17 protein-coding genes are annotated in these 17025 nt (G+C 44.7%); 11 read left to right on the top strand and 6 right to left on the bottom strand.

Features of this window, described 5'->3' with window-relative positions; translation table 11 throughout:
• Positions 1-255 precede the first annotated feature (255 nt).
• The 4 genes from AAA942_RS05145 to AAA942_RS05130 are packed head-to-tail and all read left to right on the top strand — an operon-like array spanning position 256 to position 2966.
• On the top strand, positions 256-1305 hold the full coding sequence (locus AAA942_RS05145) for a fatty acid desaturase family protein (RefSeq protein WP_338219169.1): 1050 nt from the start codon (positions 256-258) through the stop codon (positions 1303-1305).
• Positions 1306-1315: 10 nt separating this feature from the next.
• Entirely contained in the window at positions 1316-2509 is a 1194-nt protein-coding gene (locus AAA942_RS05140) for a DEAD/DEAH box helicase (RefSeq protein ID WP_338219168.1), read from the top strand.
• Between the two features lie 9 nt (positions 2510-2518).
• Entirely contained in the window at positions 2519-2779 is a 261-nt protein-coding gene (locus AAA942_RS05135) for a cold-shock protein (RefSeq protein WP_338219167.1), read from the top strand.
• Positions 2772-2966 (top strand): cold-shock protein, encoded by a 195-nt coding sequence (locus tag AAA942_RS05130; protein ID WP_338219166.1) that lies wholly within the window; start codon positions 2772-2774, stop codon positions 2964-2966. Before AAA942_RS05135 ends, AAA942_RS05130 begins: the two co-directional genes overlap by 8 nt.
• A gap of 59 nt (positions 2967-3025) precedes the next feature.
• On the opposite strand, the gene AAA942_RS05125 is transcribed toward AAA942_RS05130, so the two are convergent.
• Entirely contained in the window at positions 3026-4021 is a 996-nt protein-coding gene (locus AAA942_RS05125) for a 2-hydroxyacid dehydrogenase (RefSeq protein WP_338219165.1), read from the bottom strand.
• Positions 4022-4079: 58 nt separating this feature from the next.
• Between AAA942_RS05125 and AAA942_RS05120 the strand changes: the two genes are divergently transcribed.
• A complete protein-coding gene (locus AAA942_RS05120) occupies positions 4080-4517 on the top strand; it encodes a Dabb family protein (protein ID WP_338219164.1) in 438 nt (145 codons plus the stop codon).
• Here the strand turns inward: AAA942_RS05120 and AAA942_RS05115 are convergent, their stop codons facing one another.
• Positions 4518-4925 carry a hypothetical protein gene (locus tag AAA942_RS05115; RefSeq protein ID WP_338219163.1) on the bottom strand — a complete coding sequence of 136 codons (408 nt, stop codon included), beginning with the start codon at positions 4923-4925 and terminating at the stop codon, positions 4518-4520. It lies immediately after the preceding gene.
• 99 nt (positions 4926-5024) lie between these two features.
• On the opposite strand from AAA942_RS05115, the gene AAA942_RS05110 reads away from it, so the two are divergent.
• The gene (locus AAA942_RS05110; RefSeq protein ID WP_338219162.1) at positions 5025-5633 is read left to right on the top strand and encodes an alpha-ketoglutarate-dependent dioxygenase AlkB family protein; all 609 of its coding nucleotides are present in this window, start codon (positions 5025-5027) and stop codon (positions 5631-5633) included.
• A 21-nt stretch (positions 5634-5654) separates the two neighbouring features.
• On the opposite strand, the gene msrA is transcribed toward AAA942_RS05110, so the two are convergent.
• Entirely contained in the window at positions 5655-6770 is a 1116-nt protein-coding gene (gene msrA, locus AAA942_RS05105; protein WP_338219160.1) for a peptide-methionine (S)-S-oxide reductase MsrA, read from the bottom strand.
• A gap of 192 nt (positions 6771-6962) precedes the next feature.
• Between msrA and AAA942_RS05100 the strand changes: the two genes are divergently transcribed.
• Positions 6963-7559 carry an outer membrane beta-barrel protein gene (locus tag AAA942_RS05100; RefSeq protein WP_338219159.1) on the top strand — a complete coding sequence of 199 codons (597 nt, stop codon included), beginning with the start codon at positions 6963-6965 and terminating at the stop codon, positions 7557-7559.
• A gap of 72 nt (positions 7560-7631) precedes the next feature.
• The gene (locus tag AAA942_RS05095) at positions 7632-10292 is read left to right on the top strand and encodes a PQQ-dependent sugar dehydrogenase (RefSeq protein WP_338219158.1); all 2661 of its coding nucleotides are present in this window, start codon (positions 7632-7634) and stop codon (positions 10290-10292) included.
• A 75-nt stretch (positions 10293-10367) separates the two neighbouring features.
• Here AAA942_RS05095 and AAA942_RS05090 read toward each other — a convergent pair whose 3' ends face one another.
• Entirely contained in the window at positions 10368-10880 is a 513-nt protein-coding gene (locus AAA942_RS05090) for a hypothetical protein (protein WP_338219157.1), read from the bottom strand.
• A gap of 157 nt (positions 10881-11037) precedes the next feature.
• On the opposite strand from AAA942_RS05090, the gene AAA942_RS05085 reads away from it, so the two are divergent.
• Positions 11038-12186: an aminotransferase class V-fold PLP-dependent enzyme gene (locus AAA942_RS05085; protein ID WP_338219156.1), complete on the top strand. Its 1149-nt coding sequence runs from the start codon at positions 11038-11040 to the stop codon at positions 12184-12186.
• 22 nt (positions 12187-12208) lie between these two features.
• Here the strand turns inward: AAA942_RS05085 and AAA942_RS05080 are convergent, their stop codons facing one another.
• Both AAA942_RS05080 and AAA942_RS05075 read right to left on the bottom strand, forming a co-directional pair.
• Positions 12209-13633 (bottom strand): sensor histidine kinase, encoded by a 1425-nt coding sequence (locus tag AAA942_RS05080; protein WP_338219155.1) that lies wholly within the window; start codon positions 13631-13633, stop codon positions 12209-12211.
• Positions 13551-14939 carry a sigma-54-dependent transcriptional regulator gene (locus AAA942_RS05075; protein ID WP_338219154.1) on the bottom strand — a complete coding sequence of 463 codons (1389 nt, stop codon included), beginning with the start codon at positions 14937-14939 and terminating at the stop codon, positions 13551-13553. The genes AAA942_RS05080 and AAA942_RS05075 overlap by 83 nt, the downstream gene beginning before the upstream one ends.
• Positions 14940-15255: 316 nt before the next feature.
• On the opposite strand from AAA942_RS05075, the gene AAA942_RS05070 reads away from it, so the two are divergent.
• A complete protein-coding gene (locus AAA942_RS05070; RefSeq protein WP_338219153.1) occupies positions 15256-16506 on the top strand; it encodes an efflux RND transporter periplasmic adaptor subunit in 1251 nt (416 codons plus the stop codon).
• A gap of 112 nt (positions 16507-16618) precedes the next feature.
• Positions 16619-16987: a four helix bundle protein gene (locus AAA942_RS05065; protein WP_338219152.1), complete on the top strand. Its 369-nt coding sequence runs from the start codon at positions 16619-16621 to the stop codon at positions 16985-16987.
• The last annotated feature ends 38 nt before the right edge of the window (positions 16988-17025 follow it).

Here is a 17025-nt window from a genome sequence, read left to right as displayed (position 1 = left end):
TTTCGGCACTTGGCAACAAGTTATAGCATCGGCGATTCACCTGCCACAAGTAGCAAATCAAGAGTTCTCCAACACAGGTTTTATTCTTCTTCTTCTACTTTTTTGATTCGAAATGGATCCAGATCTTTTTCAGAATTAAAACCTGCAGTTTACAATCATTACGAGAACCTAGAGTACCATTTATCATCAAAATTTCGATTTCCAATTAAGACCATTCGATTTTCGGAATCAGCTCTTTCTGATTTCTCAGTTACTTTGCGCAATCGCGTAAATACCTATTTCAAGACCGCACAAAAGACCAAGTATGCTAATCGCGAGATGGTTTTTAAAACCATTGTGATGATGTTGGTCTATTTTGTACCTCTGATTCTTGTAATTGCAAGCGCGGTAGACCAGACTTGGCAGCTGTTTGTATGTTTTGTTATCAGTGGGCTCGGAATGGCAGGAATAGGGATGGGTGTCATGCATGATGCGATCCATGGGTCCTACTCCAAAAACCCACTCATCAATAAGCTGCTTGGCTATACATTGAATCTTGTTGGGGCCAATGCGACAGTATGGAGAATCCAGCACAATGTGTTGCATCATTCCTATACCAATATCCATGAAGGAGATGATGATATCAATGCTCCGTTTTTCCTGAGATTTTCTCCCAATGCAGAACAAAACGGACTGCATGCCTATCAGCATTGGTACGCTTGGTTTTTCTACGGGCTTTCCACACTTTCTTGGGTAGTTTCCAAGGATTTTATCCGATTGAAGAGGTATTACAGTCTTGGTCTGTTGAAGTCAAAGAAAAATTATCACTTGTCAATTCTGAAAGTGGCTGCCTGGAAAGTGGTATATCTTTGCCTTGCTTTAGGATTACCTATTCTGATTTCACCATTTGGTCCTGGAGAAATTTTTCTGGCTTTTCTACTCCAACATTTCGTGACCGGTTTGAGTATCACCTTGGTTTTTCAAACAGCCCATGTGATGCCGGATATGGCTTTTCCGCAAGCGGATGAACATGGAATGGTAGAAGGGGAGAGAATGCTTCATCAATTGGCCACCACTTCAAACTACTCAGAAAAAAGCAGGATTTTCTCCTGGATGATTGGCGGGTTGAATTATCAGGTGGAGCATCATCTTTTTCCGGATATCTGTCATGTACACTATAGGGAAATCGCACCGATCGTAAAGGCTACCGCTGCCGAGTTTAATATTCCTTATTATTCAAAAAAGACATTTTTTGATGCCTTGAAGGCCCATTTCCAGATGCTTTACTTCTTAGGTAATGCTAAGCTGGAACCTGTCAAGGCTTAATTCAAAACTCATGAACACAAGAAAAAGAAATACTAACAAACCTACAGCTGCACCCCGTGGAGGGAATGTAGATCGTCGGGAAAAAAAGAAGAAAGAATCTACTTTGGATCCTAAGCTTTTTGAGAAAAAAGCCAAGCCAAGTGGACAAGAAGGGTTTCGGACTGAAAAGTCCTTTGAGGATCTTCCCTTAAGTCCAAAAGTACTTAACAATATTCAGGAAAAAGGATATCAGACCTTGACCACGATTCAGGAGCAGTCCATTTTGCCTCTTTTGGAAGGAAGAGATATGATGGCCATTTCCAAAACAGGTTCAGGTAAAACAGCTGCTTTTTTGATTCCTATCATTGAGCATGCACTAAAAGACCCAAGAAATTATACAGCCTTGGTAGTGACGCCTACCCGAGAGCTTGCTTTACAGATTGAAGAGGAGTTCAAAAGCTTGACTCCCGGCCTTCAGTTATATTCGGCCACCTTTATCGGGGGTACAAATATCAACTCAGATCCAGCCAAACTGAGCCGAAAGCTGCAGGTCATCGTGGGAACTCCCGGAAGACTTCTTGACCTAAGCGACCGAAAAGTATTGGATCTGAGAAAAGTCAATACCCTGGTGCTGGATGAATTTGACCGAATGCTTGATATGGGATTTGTCAATGATGTCAACAAGCTGGTCAATCGGATAGGTTCTCGTGACCAAACCCTGCTTTTTTCCGCCACTTTGGAGCCCAACCAGAAAAAACTCATCGATGGACTGCTCAACAATCCGGTGGAAGTCAAAGTCGATAGCGGATCCGGAACCAATGAAAATATCGAACAACAAACCATCCGAGTCCCTGAAGGCAAGGATAAGTTTGAGGTTTTGGCTGAGCTTTTCCTCAATCCAGAAATGGAAAAGGTAATTCTATTTACAGAAACAAAAAGGCTGGCCGACAGGCTGGCAAAAAAACTGAATCAGTCTGGAATTCAAGCCGGACAGATTCATGGGGATAAGTCCCAGAATTTCCGGAATCGAATGATTGACGAATTCAAGTCCGGGGCTATCCGAGTGCTGGTTGCTACTGACGTGGCCGCCAGAGGGATCGATGTCGCTGATGTGAGTCATGTGATCAATTATCAGCGCCCGATGACCATGGATGCATATATCCATCGTATAGGCAGGACGGGCAGGGCCGGCAAGGTTGGCCATGCCATCACATTTGTAAACTAACCCCACTGCATGTCAAAAAATCAAAACACATTCATCAAAAAACAAAAAGCTGAGCTCAAAAGGAGAAAGCAAAAAGAGAAATTCGAAAAGAAAATGGAGCGAAAAGCACAGCCCAAAGACGGTAGTCTGGACAACATGATCGCTTACGTGGACGAGTTCGGAAACATCTCAGATACTCCTCCGGCTCCGCCGATCGAGAAAAAAACAAATTCAAATCAATCCAATCAAAACAGAGTAAAAACAAATCAAAATTACAGAAATCATGAATGAAGGAACAGTAAAATTCTTTAACACCACCAAAGGTTTTGGATTTATCACACCAGCTGACAATACTGAAGATGTATTCGTACATCACAGCGGTTTGGTACACGAAATCCGTGAAAACGACCGTGTTACTTTTGACAAAGTACAAGGTAAAAAAGGTGTCAACGCGGTCAACGTAAAAGTAGTCCGATAATCCAAATCTTGGATTTGATCTAAAGGCCCGGCTTGGTTTATTCCAAGTCGGGCTTTTTTTTATGAAAAGGCAACCTCGTTGCTGAGGGGCTTTCTCTTTTCGAATTCAGTAATATTTCTGAGGGTGGTAAGTGCAATCTGATCGAGAGCTTCCCGTGTCAGAAATGCCTGATGTCCTGTGATCAACACGTTGGGAAAAGTCATCAGCCTAGAAATTTGCTCATCTTCAAGAATTTCTTCAGATAGGTTTTTGAAAAAAATATGCTCTTCTTGTTCGTATACATCAATACCCAAGTATCCTAGTTTTTTTGTTTTTAAGGCCTTGATTACAGCTTTAGTATCGATCAGTGCACCCCTACTGGTATTGATTAAGGCTATCCCATCCTGCATTTGGGATAGGGTTTCCTTGTTGATGATATGCTTTGTTTCTGGAGTAAGTGGGCAGTGCAGGGAAATAATGTGACTCTGGGAGAGTACTTCCTGCAGGGAAATGTAATTTACACCCAACTGTTTCATTTCTTCATTTTCGACCACGTCGTAGGCGAGTACCTTGCACCCGAATCCCAACGCAATCCGGCAAAATGCTCTCCCAATGGCTCCTGTACCGATTACTCCAATCATTTTCCCGAATATGTTCACCCCTGTCAGCCCCTCCAGAGAGAAGTTGTTTTCCCGAACACGGTTGTAGGCTTTGTGGGTTTTGCGGGAAAGCGTCAAAATCAAAGCAAAAGCATGCTCTGCAACAGCCTCTGGGCTGTATGCGGGTACACGTACGATTCGGATTCCCAATTTTTTAGCCGCTTCCAAATCCACTTGGTTGTATCCGGCACATCTGAGGGCAATCAGTTGGATGCCCATTTCCCCAAGTTTCTTCAAGTTTGGTGCATCCAGAGGATCATTCACAAAAGAACAAATGGCCTGATGCCCCTCGGCGAGAGCAACAGTTTGTCGGTTGAGCTGAGGTTCTAGGAAGCTGAATTCATGACCGAAATCTGTTGCATGCTTTAAAAAGCTTTCCCGGTCATAGGATTTGGTACTGAAAAAAGCGATTTTCACAGGAGTTTGATTTAGTATTGTATAAGTATCAAGTCAGCTTAAAAATAACCGAAACCCGATGAAAAAGCCATTTTACCTGATTTTCCTTTTCCTTTTGACCGCACTAGCATGCGGACCTGCCGAAAAACAACCTATCGTAGAAGATTCTATGCCACCAGAAACAAAAATCGTAGAAATCCCCATGCCAGATTCAGTTCTCCGTCATGTAGTTCTTTTTGGATTCAAGCAGACATCCAGTGAGGAGGATATCCAGACTGTCATTGATGCATTCAAAGCCCTACCTTCTCAAATTTCTGAAATCAAAGGTTTCGAATGGGGAATCAATTCCAGTCCGGAGGGTTTGAATCAGGGATTAACCCATGCTTTTACCCTGACTTTCTATTCAGATGCAGACCGAGATGCCTATCTTCCTCATCCTGCACATAAGGAATTTGGCGCCGTATTAGGACCTCATTTGGAAAAAGTGACGGTGCTCGATTATTGGACTAAGCCTTGATTATCGGTCTACCGGGAGGGTGCCACCATCAGTTTTGGCACTCTCCTGAGTATTGATCACCTCGGTCACTACATATACACTGGTGCCTCTCCAGGGCAGCATTCCGTTATATTCCTTGTATCGCAACTCGAGATGCTTGCCGGAGTTTCTCTCCAATTGTGCAGCCACTTCAGGATCCGTCACGCTGAATCTGAATTCATTGCTCTGAAGCGCTCCTGAAGTAGGGCTTTGGAAGCCTTCCTGCACCATTCTACCTTCATAGGTTTTAAAAACGACTCCTTTTTTCACAAAGTAGTTGAGGCTACCGGCTTTTACTCCTTCGCCGAAAACAAAATAAAATTTCCACCAAAAAAAGATTCCGAGTACGAAAATCAGAATCAAACCTGAAATCCAAGCAAATTTTTTCATAGTAAGGCTAAATGAAGTTTTCGAAATATACTCAGGATTTTAAAATTCACTAGAGGCTGGAATTTTTAAACTTCGAAAAAAATCTAGGGTTTATCCTATATGCAAGCTTCCCTTTTCCCTAATCAAACTGAAAATCTCCTTCCATTTCGGGGAGAAACCTACTTTTTCCCTGAGTTCTTTTCAAAAGTAAAGGCTGATCACTTTTTTGCTCAACTCAAAGCTGGTTTGGAGTGGAGACAAGAACCAATCTGGATGTTTGGAAAAAAAGTAATGCAGCCCCGCTTGACAGCTCTTTATGGGGACAGAGGTAAACCCTATGGCTATTCCGGGATTCAGATGATTCCTTCCGAATGGACGCCGGAATTAAGAAAGATTTTGGATTCAATTCAGGACTTTACCCAAGCGGAATTCACTCATGTGCTTTGTAATTACTACCGAGATGGTAATGACAGTATGGGCTGGCACCGGGACAATGAAAAAGTATTGGGGGAAAATCCAACAATTGCCTCTGTAACCTTTGGTGCTGAAAGAGTTTTTCAAACTAGGCCTTATACCGAAAAAAAGCCAAAAATTGACATTCAGCTTACGCATGGTAGCCTACTTGTAATGAGGGGAGCAAGTCAGCATTATTGGGAACATCAGCTTCCCAAAACGAAAAGAGTCAATCAATCTAGGATCAACCTAACGTTTAGAAAGCTGATGTTGTAAGTGATTCAGGTAAGTATCGTATCAATCTACCAGCCAAAGGAATTCTCCATAGCCCTGAGCTTCCATCTCTGACTTGGGAATAAACTTCATGGCTGCCGAATTCATGCAATATCTCAAATTGGTAGGTTCTGGCCCGTCATAGAATACATGGCCAAGATGACTTCCGCCAAGCTTGCTTCTTACCTCTACACGGTTCCAACCATAGGCGGTGTCGATCGGCTTTTCGATGATTCTGGCATCAATAGGTTTGGTGAAACTTGGCCATCCTGATCCTGATTCGTACTTGTCTTTGGAGCTGAAGAGGGGAGCGCCGGAGACAATGCACACGTAGATCCCTTCCTCTTTATTGCCATTGTATTCGTTTTGGAATGCATACTCTGTGGCATCTTCCATAGTCACTTCGTATTGGAGTGGAGTCAGGGTTTTTTTAAGCTCAGACTTAGGGGTTGCCTGATATTTCTTTTCACTTAACTCAGGCCAATGTGCCTTGATAAAGGCATCTCTTCCCGAGCCGTTTCGGTAGGCATAGTATTCCTTGGGGTTCTTTTTGTAGTAGTCCTGATGGTAGTCCTCAGCTGCATAGAAATTGGTGTATTTGATGATCGGGGTGGCGATGGGCTTCTGAAATCTGCCTGACTTGTCTAATCTGGCTTTGGATTCTTCGGCTACCTTCTTCTGTTCTGCATCATGGAAAAAGATGGCAGATTCATATTGAGTTCCTCTGTCATAGAATGATCCGCCGACATCGGTAGGGTCAAAGGTTTGCCAAAAAATATCCACCAGCTCAGAATAGCTGATTACCTCCGGGTCAAAGGTGATTTGTACAGATTCCCGATGGGAGGTTTTACCTGAAGAGACTTCTCCGTAAGTGGGATTCTTCTCTTTTCCTCCCGAATAGCCTGATACTACTGATATCACTCCGTCCAATCCTTCGAAAGGAGCCTCAACACACCAGAAACAACCACCTGCAAAGGTGGCAAGCTGGGTTTTTGAGGAGACGACGGTTACTTCTTCTTCGGTTTCTGAATTCTGGGCTTCACTGATTTCTTCCTTTACAGCGGGAGAGTTGCCGCAGGCCATAAATAGGGATAGAAAAAGCCCCAACATGGGAAGGTGCAATTGAAATGATTTGTTCATGGGTGAATTTACTTTTCCTTAAGGTTAAAATTGGGTCGGTTTTTGAAAGAAAACCAATCCAATCGCTTTTGTGTTTCGCGGAGCTTCCAAATTAATGTTAATGTCCAAGGTCTCAAATACGGAATTGAACAGCATTTGGATGGTCGCCTGGATTACAAAATGAGACTTGATTGGGACTAAAAGAAAAAAGCTATGAGCAAATCCATTATTCTTTGTCTATTCGGTTTTATTCTTATCCAAGCTCCGCTTATTGCTCAGCAGGGAAGCGGATTTGGGGTCAAAGGAGGTCTCAACTTTAATACCAGCGGGAAGTATTTCAAGGATGCAGGAGATATTTTTTCCCAACCCAGCCAGAACATGGGCTATCATTTAGGGGTATTTTATCAGCTGACCAGTTACGACATTTCTCTTCGACCAGAGTTGATCTATACCAAAACCGAATTCAACACGGATTTGGGATTGGCTCAATATCAAAAAATTGATATGCCGGTTTTAGTGAAGCTAAGGTTGTTTCAGATTATCGGTTTTTCCATTGGACCATCTTTTCACTACACCTTCGATGAGGAGTTTTCTGCACCGGAGTTATTTGAAGCGACCGATCCATTTTCACTGGGCTTTCAATTGGGCCTAGGCGTTAACATTGGCCCGGTGGGACTTGATTTGAGATTTGAGCGGGAGCTCAATGAACGCCGATACACTTTGGACAATGTATTGGGCAAAGAAGAATTTAAAAATCAACAGCTAATTCTTGGTTTGTCCTTTATGATTCCTACCAAAAACTCAAAATAAATCCACTCCTTAAATTTTCCTCTGTTTTGCTTTTTGATTTCCTTATTTTCAGCAACCTAAAAATGCTTGGAAATGGAAAAAAGACTAATGGCATGGGTCATGCTGGGATGGATCGTGTGGGGATGTGCCAAAAAAGAGGAAGATCCTTTTGCTACCGTCCAGCCGGAGGAAAGCCGATTTACCAAAATCACCTTGGTGGAGCGGCTCAATGAACCGATGGAACTGGAGGTTTTGGACAATCTGGACGTCCTGTTTATCGAGCGGGGTGGGAAACTCCGCAAGTATGTGGCAGCACAAGGTACGATCCAGGAAATCGGAGAACTTGCAGTCAATATCAATGGGGAGGATGGCCTATTGGGTTTGGCCAAAGACCCAAACTTTGACAAAAACCAATGGATTTATCTGTATTACGCCCCGGCAGGAGAGGCGGAAATCAATCGCCTTTCCCGATTTACATTGGCCGAAGGTCTGCTGGATAAGTCTACCGAAAAAATCATGCTTGAGGTGCCTGTCTTCAGAGGTTGTTGCCATTCCGGTGGATCACTTGAATTTGATTCCAAAGGCAATTTGTTTTTGAGCATGGGAGATGATACCACTCCTTTTGAGTCGGATAATTACAACCCTATCGATGAAAGGTCTGGTCGCCCAAGCAATGTCGATGCCCAAAAAACTTCCGGAAACAGCAACGACCTGCGGGGCTCGATAATTCGAATCACCCCTCAGCCGGATGGTTCGTATACCATACCTGAAGGAAACCTTTTTCCTCCCGGTACCCCCAACACCCGACCTGAAATCTACGTGATGGGCAACCGAAACCCCTTCCGCATTTCGGTAGATCAGCGAAACGGAAACCTGTTTTGGGGAGAGGTGGGTCCCGACGCTTCCGTTGACAGCCTGAAGCGTGGCCCTAAAGGGCATGATGAGTTTAATTTGGCGACCAAGCCCGGTTTTTTTGGCTGGCCGTATTTTGTGGGAAATAATAAGCCCTATTGGAAATATGATTTTGCAAAGCAGGAAAGTCTCTTTGAGTTTGACCCTCAAGCACCCAAAAACACCTCACCTAATTCTACGGGAATTGAGATTCTTCCTCCGGCTACACCGGCTTTGATTTGGTATCCCTACGATGAATCGGAAGAGTTTCCCATGGTGGGAACAGGCGGAAGAAATGCCATGGCCGGACCGGTGTATTACCGGGAAGATTACGAAAAGTCTGAGGTACGGTTTCCGGGATACTTTGACGGGAAGGTATTCTTCTATGACTGGATGAGAAATTGGATTTTCACGGTGAAGCTGACGGAAAATTTCGAGTATGATACCATGGAGCGATTTATGCCTTCCACAGTTTTTGACAAGCCGGTGGATATGCAGTTTGCCAAAGATGGCTCACTTTACATTTTGGAATACGGCACCTTCTGGAGTGCACAAAATGACGATTCGGGGATTTACCGGATTGAATTTGCCTCCGGCAACCGGAAACCCGAGGCCAATGCCACTGCCGACCAACTGACCGGTGCTCTGCCTCTTCAGGTGCAATTTTCATCAGCTGGAAGCCGAGATGCAGATGAAGGGGATGCTTTGGATTTTATTTGGGATTTTGGAAATGGACAGACTTCTACTGAAGCAAACCCAAATTTCACTTTTGAAAAAGCTGGGGAGTATGCAGTTACTCTTACTGTCAAAGATAAAATGGGAGCTGAGTCGCAAGCCCAAGTGATGATTTTGGCTGGGAATGAGGCCCCACAAGTCAAGTTGGATTGGTCGGGAAACAGAAGTTTCTACTTTGGCAAGGAGTCGATTCCTTATCAGGTATCGGTGACAGACAGGGAAGATGGGGCTGTGGTTTCCTCAAAAATTGCTTTTTCCATTGATTACCTCGAGGGAGGATTTGACCGGGTAGAGGTGGGACATCAGGAGGAGGTCTTTAGTCCGGGAGAAAATTACATTACCCAATCCGGCTGCAAGGCTTGCCATGCGATCGAGGACAAGTCCATCGGACCGGATTATACTTCAGTTTCAAAGAAATATCTGAATCAGCCGGACGCCAAGGAATACCTTATCGGCAGGATTGTCAATGGAGGAGGAGGAGTATGGGGCGAGCGGGTGATGCCCGGTCATACCCATCTTCCAGCCGAGCAGGTAGAGGTCATGGTGGATTACATTTTGGCATTAGCCGATCCCAATGCAGGTCAAAGAAAGCTTCCTCTTGCTGGATCGTATCAAATAGACAGGGTAGATCTCCAGGAGGGCTACTATATCGTTCAAGCTAGCTATCAGGATAGGGGAGCCAATGGGATTCCTCCTTTGCAATCCACCGATCAGATTATCCTTCGAAACTCCCTTCAACGAGCGGCACTGGCTGATCAACTGGAAGGAGTAGCCAAAGCCAATGGACCTCAATACCAGTTTGTGCGCTACACCGCTGCTGAGGCTTGGATCAAGTACGAACAAATTGACTTAACAGAAATCTCTTCTCTGGAGCTGACCCTGAACCCAGGGAATACCAGAGGAAAAATCCAAGTCAAAATAGGAGGTCCATCCGGAGAGCTTTTGGGAGAAACCAGTATGCTCTCCAGAGAAGACCGACCAAAAGGCCAAGAAAATCCTTTCTTTCCGGTCAGCGTTTCGCTGAAGAAAAAGGAGGGATTCCATGACCTCTATTTCGTGTTTGTTCCTGAGGGAGATGTCTCCATTTGGAATACCTTCAATATGAATACAATCAGGTTTGTTAGGTGATAGAAATCAAAAAAAGATCTCAGTCCATAAAGGCTGAGATCTTTTTATGATTGGGGTTTTTAATCTTTCTTTTCCTTATTCCAAATGTGAAGCAAAGAATTCTTTGAGCCGCATTGCCTCCTCATTGTCCACCTTTTTGTCCTCCAATACGGATTTGACTAAAGGGAAAAGCTCGTCGAAAGGAGCGTGTTCCTGCAGGTGGGTGTTTTTCTCCATCCATTGGTTGAGCCGGTAGATTTCATAAGTATTGACATCTCCGCTTGCCAAAATACCCTGAAAAATCCCGCTGAGGAAGTAGAGATTGGGTTTTTCCAGTTTCTCCGAGCCTACATCTCCTACAAACTCCCGAAGGATATTTTTCATTTCTTCCAGTTCTTCATTATTGACTTTTCCATCTTCCACGATAGGACGGATTTTTTCATATAGACTCTGGAAGTTCTCGTTTTCGCAAAGAGGCTCATTGGTGCTGCACCAGTTTTTTAGGGCCTCGTACTCATTTTTGTTGACTACTCCATCGAGGGAAACGCCATAGATCAGTCCTGCCAGTTGATAAGCTGCTTTTTGGGTTTCTTTGTCGTTCAGGTTCATGGGTTTTGGGTTTGTATTGAAAAATAAATCACTACTTAAGATAAGGCCCTTTGCGGGAATTTTTAAATTAAATTTGGATTAAATGAAAATCCTCTTTCCATTAAGTGGTTAGGTGGATTTAAGTTTTCACTCAACCAAACCGTTCAATTGCTCCCCGATGACTCTTCCCTGCCAGAAAAGCCTTTTCTCCCTCGATTCAGAAGTTTCCTATCTCAATAATGCCTATCGCGGCCCGATCTTGAAAAAGTCAGAAGAGGCTGCGCTTCGAGACTTGGAAGGGATGAGAAAGCCCTATCTGGTTCAGCCTGAGGATTTTTTTTCGGGTGTAGATCGAGTCAAAGGTCTTTTTGCAAACCTAATCCATGGGCAAAGGCAACAGGTTGCGATCGTCCCTAGTACTTCCTATGGTTTTGCCGTGGCCTTGAACAATCTGGATAATTGCTCCCGCAAAAAAGCCATCGCCGTCAGCGACGAGTTTCCAAGCGGGTATTTTTCCCTGAAAAAATGGACCGAAGAAAACAAAGGGGAACTGGTCGTAATCCATCCGGATTCCAATGCCGAAACCCTTGGTGTAGACTGGAATGAACGAGTCCTACAATCCATAGATGAGGACACTGCCGTGGTCTTGATTTCATCGGTTCATTGGATGAATGGGGTAGCTTTTGATATGGAATCGATAGGGAAAAAGTGTAAAGAAACAGGAACTGTATTCATCGTGGACGGTACCCAATCGGTAGGAATTCTGCCCATGGATGTGAAGCGTTTCGGGATCGATGCCTTGATTTGTGCGACCTACAAATGGCTCTTGGGTCCTTATTCCTTGGCTTTAGCCTATTTTGGGGAGCGCCTCAATTCGGGAAAACCACTCGAGGAATCTTGGATGAACCGAACCAACTCCCGTAATTTTTCAGGCCTGACTGACTATCAGGAAACCTATCTTCCCGGTGCTGCTAGATATGACGTGGGGGAGACGAGCCATTTCCTCACCCTCCCGATCTTGGAGCAGTCACTGCTTCAGATTTTGGAATGGACTCCGGAAGCCATGGTAGTCTATGCCCGTGAACTCAAGAAAAGGCTGGCAGAATTCCAGCAGGAGCGGGGACTCCATTTGTCAATGGATCGCTACCATGCGGATCATTTATTTGCTTTGACTCTTCCTCATGGGACTGACCCTCAGGAAGTAAAAAGGCAATTGGAACAGGCCAAGGTCTATGTCTCCGTGCGGGGAACTTCCCTTCGGGTTTCGGTCAATGTCTTCAATGAGGAGAAGGATGTGGAGCGATTGAAGGGGGCTTTGATATCTTGAAATCAGGTTGGGAACCTGAATTTCACCTAAAATTCAAACTAAATACCGTCTTTTCTCCCGGAATAGATTCTACCGATAAGCTGCCTCGATGCAGGTTCATTATCTGTCTGGAAATGGCCAATCCGATCCCCGAACCGGTTTTTTTGGTAGTGTAGAAAGGGACAAAAATCCGCTCCAAAGCTTCGGGAACGATGCCCGGGCCATGATCTTCCACCTGGATCTGAATTCCCAAATCTCCCTGACCTACCGCTCTCAAACATACCTGACGGTCGGCTTGAGTCTGAAGGGATTCGGCTGCATTTTTTACCAAATTGATCAAAATCATCGAGATCAAATCAGGATCGCAGAGCACCGTCAAATCCTCGGGAATTACTTGGGTTTGGACCTCCACATGCAGACCTTTGAGATCTTCCTTCATCAGTCCCAACACCGTTTCAAATAGTCCTTTGACCGAGACTTGTTCCTTTTTGGGAGCAGGAATATTGGTGTAGTCACGGTACGCATTGACAAAGTTGACCAAGCCCTTGCTTCGGTTGGCGATCGTGTCCAATCCTTCCTGAATGTCCTGAAAACCGTCTTTTTTGATCAGCATGCCTTCCTTTTGCACATAGCTGTCCTCGTCGAGGATGGTTCGGAGGGATTCGACCAGACTGGAAATCGGCGTGATCGAATTCATGATTTCATGCCGAAGTACCTTGGTGAGGTTTTGCCAGGCTTCCAGTTCATTGGATTGGAGTTCGGCATTGATGTTTTGGAAGGAAAGCAAAGTCCAGCTTTGACCTCCCATCTTGATCGAGGTAGACTGAATGATGAGATGAATGGACGGATTGACCCGAAAAGAAAGCCGTTGCCCGGGTTTGATCCCCATGACCTCATCGAGAAGCTGTGGAGAAAGTCTTCCCAAGTCACTGATATTTCGAAATTGGGGGATTTGAAGCAGGTGCTTGGCGGCATTGTTGATCACGCCGATATTGCCTTCTGCATTGAAGGAAATGATCCCGGTGTTGATATGCTGAATTATCACTTGAAGAAAAAGCATCTGCTCCTCCTTTTCGGCCCGGGTCTGCTTAAAAACCTCCATGACCTCATTAAATGCCGTATTCACCTCCCGAAAGGAAGCTCCCATCTTGCTGTCAGTGGTGAAAGAAGAGGAAAAATCAGCAAAGCGGATTGAGTCAAGGAATCTTGCTAGCTTTTGGTTGATGGAATTGACAAAATAGACCATCTCTCCGGTCAGCAGAGCCGCTACCAAAACCAAAAGAAAAGGAGCCAAGAGTAAGTTTTGACTCAAATACAGCCAAATGGCCAGAAATAAAGCCAAAACTATCCCAACGATTCGGATAGAGATGCCAAAAGAAAATTTCTTATAAACCATATTTTTCCAGCCTTCTGTAGAGCGAAGAACGGGTAAGCCCCAGTTCCTCCGCTGCCCGGGTGATGTGGCCATTGTGCTTTTGGAGTGCTTTTCGGATCAAAATGCGCTCTACGTCCTCGATATTGAGGTGTTCCAAGCTGACATTTTCCTCTGATTTTTCAGGTTGCCCCATCTTTTGCAGGAAAAGATCCTCCGGCTGCAGGACATTGTGATTGCTCATGATCACCGCCCGCTCGATACTGTGCTGCAGCTCGCGGATATTTCCGGGCCAATGGTACTTGGTCATGCGTTTGATTAGTGGCTCAGATGCCTTTCGGATATCCTTGTTGTATTTTTTGGAATAGTATCCGATAAAATGGTCCGCAAGTAGCGGAATATCCTCTACCCGTTCGCGAAGTGGGGGCAGAGTGATCTCAATGGTATTGATTCTGTAGAGCAAATCCTGTCGGAAGGTATTGTCATAGACCATGTTGTACACCGGCATATTGGTCGCAGAGATCAATCGGATATTGACATCAACGGGCCGGTTGGCACCTACTCGGGTGACTTGGCGATTTTGTAGGGCTGCCAAAAGCTTGGCTTGCAAGGGTAACGGAAGGTTTCCGATTTCGTCCAGAAAGAGCGTTCCCTTGTGGGCTTGCTCAAATCGGCCTGCTCGGTCTTCTTTGGCATCGGTAAAAGATCCTTTTTTATGGCCAAAGAGTTCGGATTCGAATAGCGTGTTGGTGATTGAGCCTAAATCCACCCCCACGAAAGCCTCTCTGCTTCTTCTGGAATTTCGGTGAATGGCCCTTGCGATCAGTTCTTTTCCTGTCCCGTTTTCACCCAAAATCAACACATTGGCATCGGTGGCAGCTACCCGTTCGATGGTTTCAAAGACCTTTTGCATAGCCGGGCTTTGACCGATGATGTCCTTGAATTTATTGTCGATGTCCTGCTGAAGGGTTTGTTTTTGGTCTTTGAGCAGATTGACTTCCAGTTTTTTCTGACGGAGTTGGAGAGCAGAATTGAGTGTGGCCAGAAGTCGCTCGTTTTCCCAAGGCTTGAGTACGAAGTCCGTGGCGCCTTCTTTGATCGCCCTGACGGCCAAGTTGACATCTCCATAGGCGGTGATTAACACGACCACAGCCGATGGATCAAGTTCCAAGATCCGGTCCAGCCAATAAAATCCCTCCTGACCGGAACTGACATCTTTGGTGAAGTTCATGTCAAGGAGGATCACATCATAGTTTTCATTGTGCGTCAAAATGGGCAAGAGGTCGGGATTGGTCTCGGTATCCACTTGGGCAAAATGCCTTTTGAGAAAAATTTTTGCGGCCTTCAGCAGGTCCTCGTTGTCATCCACGATCAGGATTTTACCTATTCTTTGCTCATTCATATCCTACGGTGCTTTCTGTTTGGTAATAAAGGTGTGTACCAAGTATTCTAAAAGTCTGCCGAAAATCAATTACGCAAGTTTTTTTTCAAAAAGTGCCATTTCCGGACAATTTTGGCCGTTTTTAAAGAATAAGATTCCCGATTTTCCTTCTGAAAAAGAAAAGTCCTGAAGCGGGTTTTGTTCGCTGGCGGACGAAAATGTTCGAGTCAGTGCTCAGGCCTTTCAAAAAAAAGTCCATTATCAGCCTGAAATAGCCCTTTTTGGATGGCACAGCAATTGGCAAAAGGAATACAGCCAAGAAAAGGCACTCGAATACATGGACAGAAAACTGGAAAAAAAGACATGGACCCCCCGAAGAATTGCAGCCGTATTAGGTGGCGTGGTTCTATTGGCGGGAATTATTTATCAGATTGGATTTGCCGACCACCGCTCTACTATGAATGTGGAGAAAGACCGACTGAGTATCGGGACGGTCCGAACAGGGGAATTCACCGATTATATTTTAGTCTCCGGACAAATCGAGCCGGCAAGAACCGTCTTCCTCGATGCAATCGAAGGAGGGGTGGTCAATCGGGTAATCCGAGAGTCCGGTGCCCTAGTCAAAAGAGGAGATACCATTTTGATCCTGAACAACTCCAATCTGCAGCTTGATGTGATGCAGCGGGAAACCATGCTCTACGAGCAAATCAACAATCTTCGTCAAACCCGGCTTCTTCTGGATCAAAACGACCTCAATCAGCAGGGACAATTGGCCGAAATCGATTACCAAATCAGCCTGCTTGAGCCTCAGTATCAGCGATTCAAAGAGCTTCATGAAAAAAAGCTGGTCTCCGACCGGGAGTTTGAAGAGGTCAAGGAGCAGTACGAATACAACGTCAAGCGTCGCAAACTCACTTATGCCTCTTACCGAAACGATTCCGTCGCCCGATCCATTCAGCTCAATCAGCTGAGGATGTCCGAAAATCGGATGCAAGCTTCCTTGACAGGTGTGGGTAACATCCTGGACAACCTGATCATTACCGCGCCTATTGCCGGACAATTAGCTACCCCGCAGCAGTTGGAGATCGGACAGGCGATCAATCCTGGACAGCGGTATGGACAGATTGATATTTTGGATGAATTCAAGGTGCGAGTGCCAGTGGATGAGCTTTACCTTCCCAGAATCAGCACTGGACTGAGAGGGAAATTTTCCCTAAGCGGAAGCGAATACGAACTTGAAATCAACAAAATCTATCCTACGATCACCAATGGGCGATTTGAGGTGGATATGATTTTCACGGGAGAAAGACCGGAGGGAATTCGTCGAGGTCAAAGTGTGAGAATCCGGCTTGAGCTTGGACAAAGTGAACAAAGTCTGCTTTTGCCAACCGGTGGATTCTTCAAAGACACGGGAGGCAACTGGGTTTTTGTACTGAACTCAACGGGCAATGCAGAAAAGCGGAATATCCGATTGGGTAGAAAAAATCCCGAATTCTATGAAGTTCTGGAAGGCCTGGTTGAAGGTGAAAAAGTCATCATCAGCGGATACGAGAATTTTGGGGATAATGAGGTGCTTGAGTTGAAATAGTATGAAAGTCCGATGTTGGATGTCGGATGCCCGATGCGTATTTGAGTCTTATGATATTCAAATTATTTTGAACTGCGAATAATTGACTTTCAATAGTTAAATAACACTTGTCATGGAAGAATATCAACCGCATTTCAAATTTGAAAACCTTAAGATTTGGCAAAAGGCAATGGATTTTGGAGAAATGATTTTTGATGAATCAAGAAATTTCCCAAAAGAAGAGACCTATAATCTAATTTCTCAAGCCAGAAGAGCCGCCGACTCGATAGCTCTGAATATTGCTGAAGGGTCAATCTCTCAGTCTAATCCTGAGTTTATCAAATTCATCAATTATGCTATAAGGTCATTAGCTGAAGTAGTAACCTGTTTGTATAAAGCAAGAAGAAGAAATTACATCAATTCTGAAGTTTTCAAGCAACTATATCAAGAAGCTTTTCATCTAATGAATATGCTTCAGTCATTTAAATCAAAAATTAAATAATTAATCAAAACCACCAGTTCGGCTACATCGGACACCCG

The organism is Algoriphagus sp. oki45 (assembly GCF_036245605.1).
GTDB lineage: Bacteria > Bacteroidota > Bacteroidia > Cytophagales > Cyclobacteriaceae > Algoriphagus.
The sequence above is the reverse complement of the archived record's forward strand: the minus strand, read 5'-3'. Positions and strand labels throughout refer to the sequence as shown.

Bases quoted from the DNA above. Each gene is read 5' to 3' on its own strand.
- AAA942_RS05065 (WP_338219152.1), top strand. From the start codon at position 16,619: ATGGAAGAATATCAACCGCATTTCAAATTTGAAAACCTTAAGATTTGG.
- AAA942_RS05075 (WP_338219154.1), bottom strand. From the start codon at position 14,939: ATGAATGAGCAAAGAATAGGTAAAATCCTGATCGTGGATGACAACGAG.
- AAA942_RS05080 (WP_338219155.1), bottom strand. From the start codon at position 13,633: ATGGCCACATCACCCGGGCAGCGGAGGAACTGGGGCTTACCCGTTCTT.
- AAA942_RS05085 (WP_338219156.1), top strand. From the start codon at position 11,038: ATGACTCTTCCCTGCCAGAAAAGCCTTTTCTCCCTCGATTCAGAAGTT.
- AAA942_RS05115 (WP_338219163.1), bottom strand. From the start codon at position 4,925: ATGAAAAAATTTGCTTGGATTTCAGGTTTGATTCTGATTTTCGTACTC.
- AAA942_RS05120 (WP_338219164.1), top strand. From the start codon at position 4,080: ATGAAAAAGCCATTTTACCTGATTTTCCTTTTCCTTTTGACCGCACTA.
- AAA942_RS05135 (WP_338219167.1), top strand. From the start codon at position 2,519: ATGTCAAAAAATCAAAACACATTCATCAAAAAACAAAAAGCTGAGCTC.
- msrA (WP_338219160.1), bottom strand. From the start codon at position 6,770: ATGAACAAATCATTTCAATTGCACCTTCCCATGTTGGGGCTTTTTCTA.
- AAA942_RS05090 (WP_338219157.1), bottom strand. From the start codon at position 10,880: ATGAACCTGAACGACAAAGAAACCCAAAAAGCAGCTTATCAACTGGCA.
- AAA942_RS05110 (WP_338219162.1), top strand. From the start codon at position 5,025: ATGCAAGCTTCCCTTTTCCCTAATCAAACTGAAAATCTCCTTCCATTT.
- AAA942_RS05095 (WP_338219158.1), top strand. From the start codon at position 7,632: ATGGAAAAAAGACTAATGGCATGGGTCATGCTGGGATGGATCGTGTGG.
- AAA942_RS05070 (WP_338219153.1), top strand. From the start codon at position 15,256: ATGGACAGAAAACTGGAAAAAAAGACATGGACCCCCCGAAGAATTGCA.
- AAA942_RS05130 (WP_338219166.1), top strand. From the start codon at position 2,772: ATGAATGAAGGAACAGTAAAATTCTTTAACACCACCAAAGGTTTTGGA.
- AAA942_RS05140 (WP_338219168.1), top strand. From the start codon at position 1,316: ATGAACACAAGAAAAAGAAATACTAACAAACCTACAGCTGCACCCCGT.
- AAA942_RS05100 (WP_338219159.1), top strand. From the start codon at position 6,963: ATGAGCAAATCCATTATTCTTTGTCTATTCGGTTTTATTCTTATCCAA.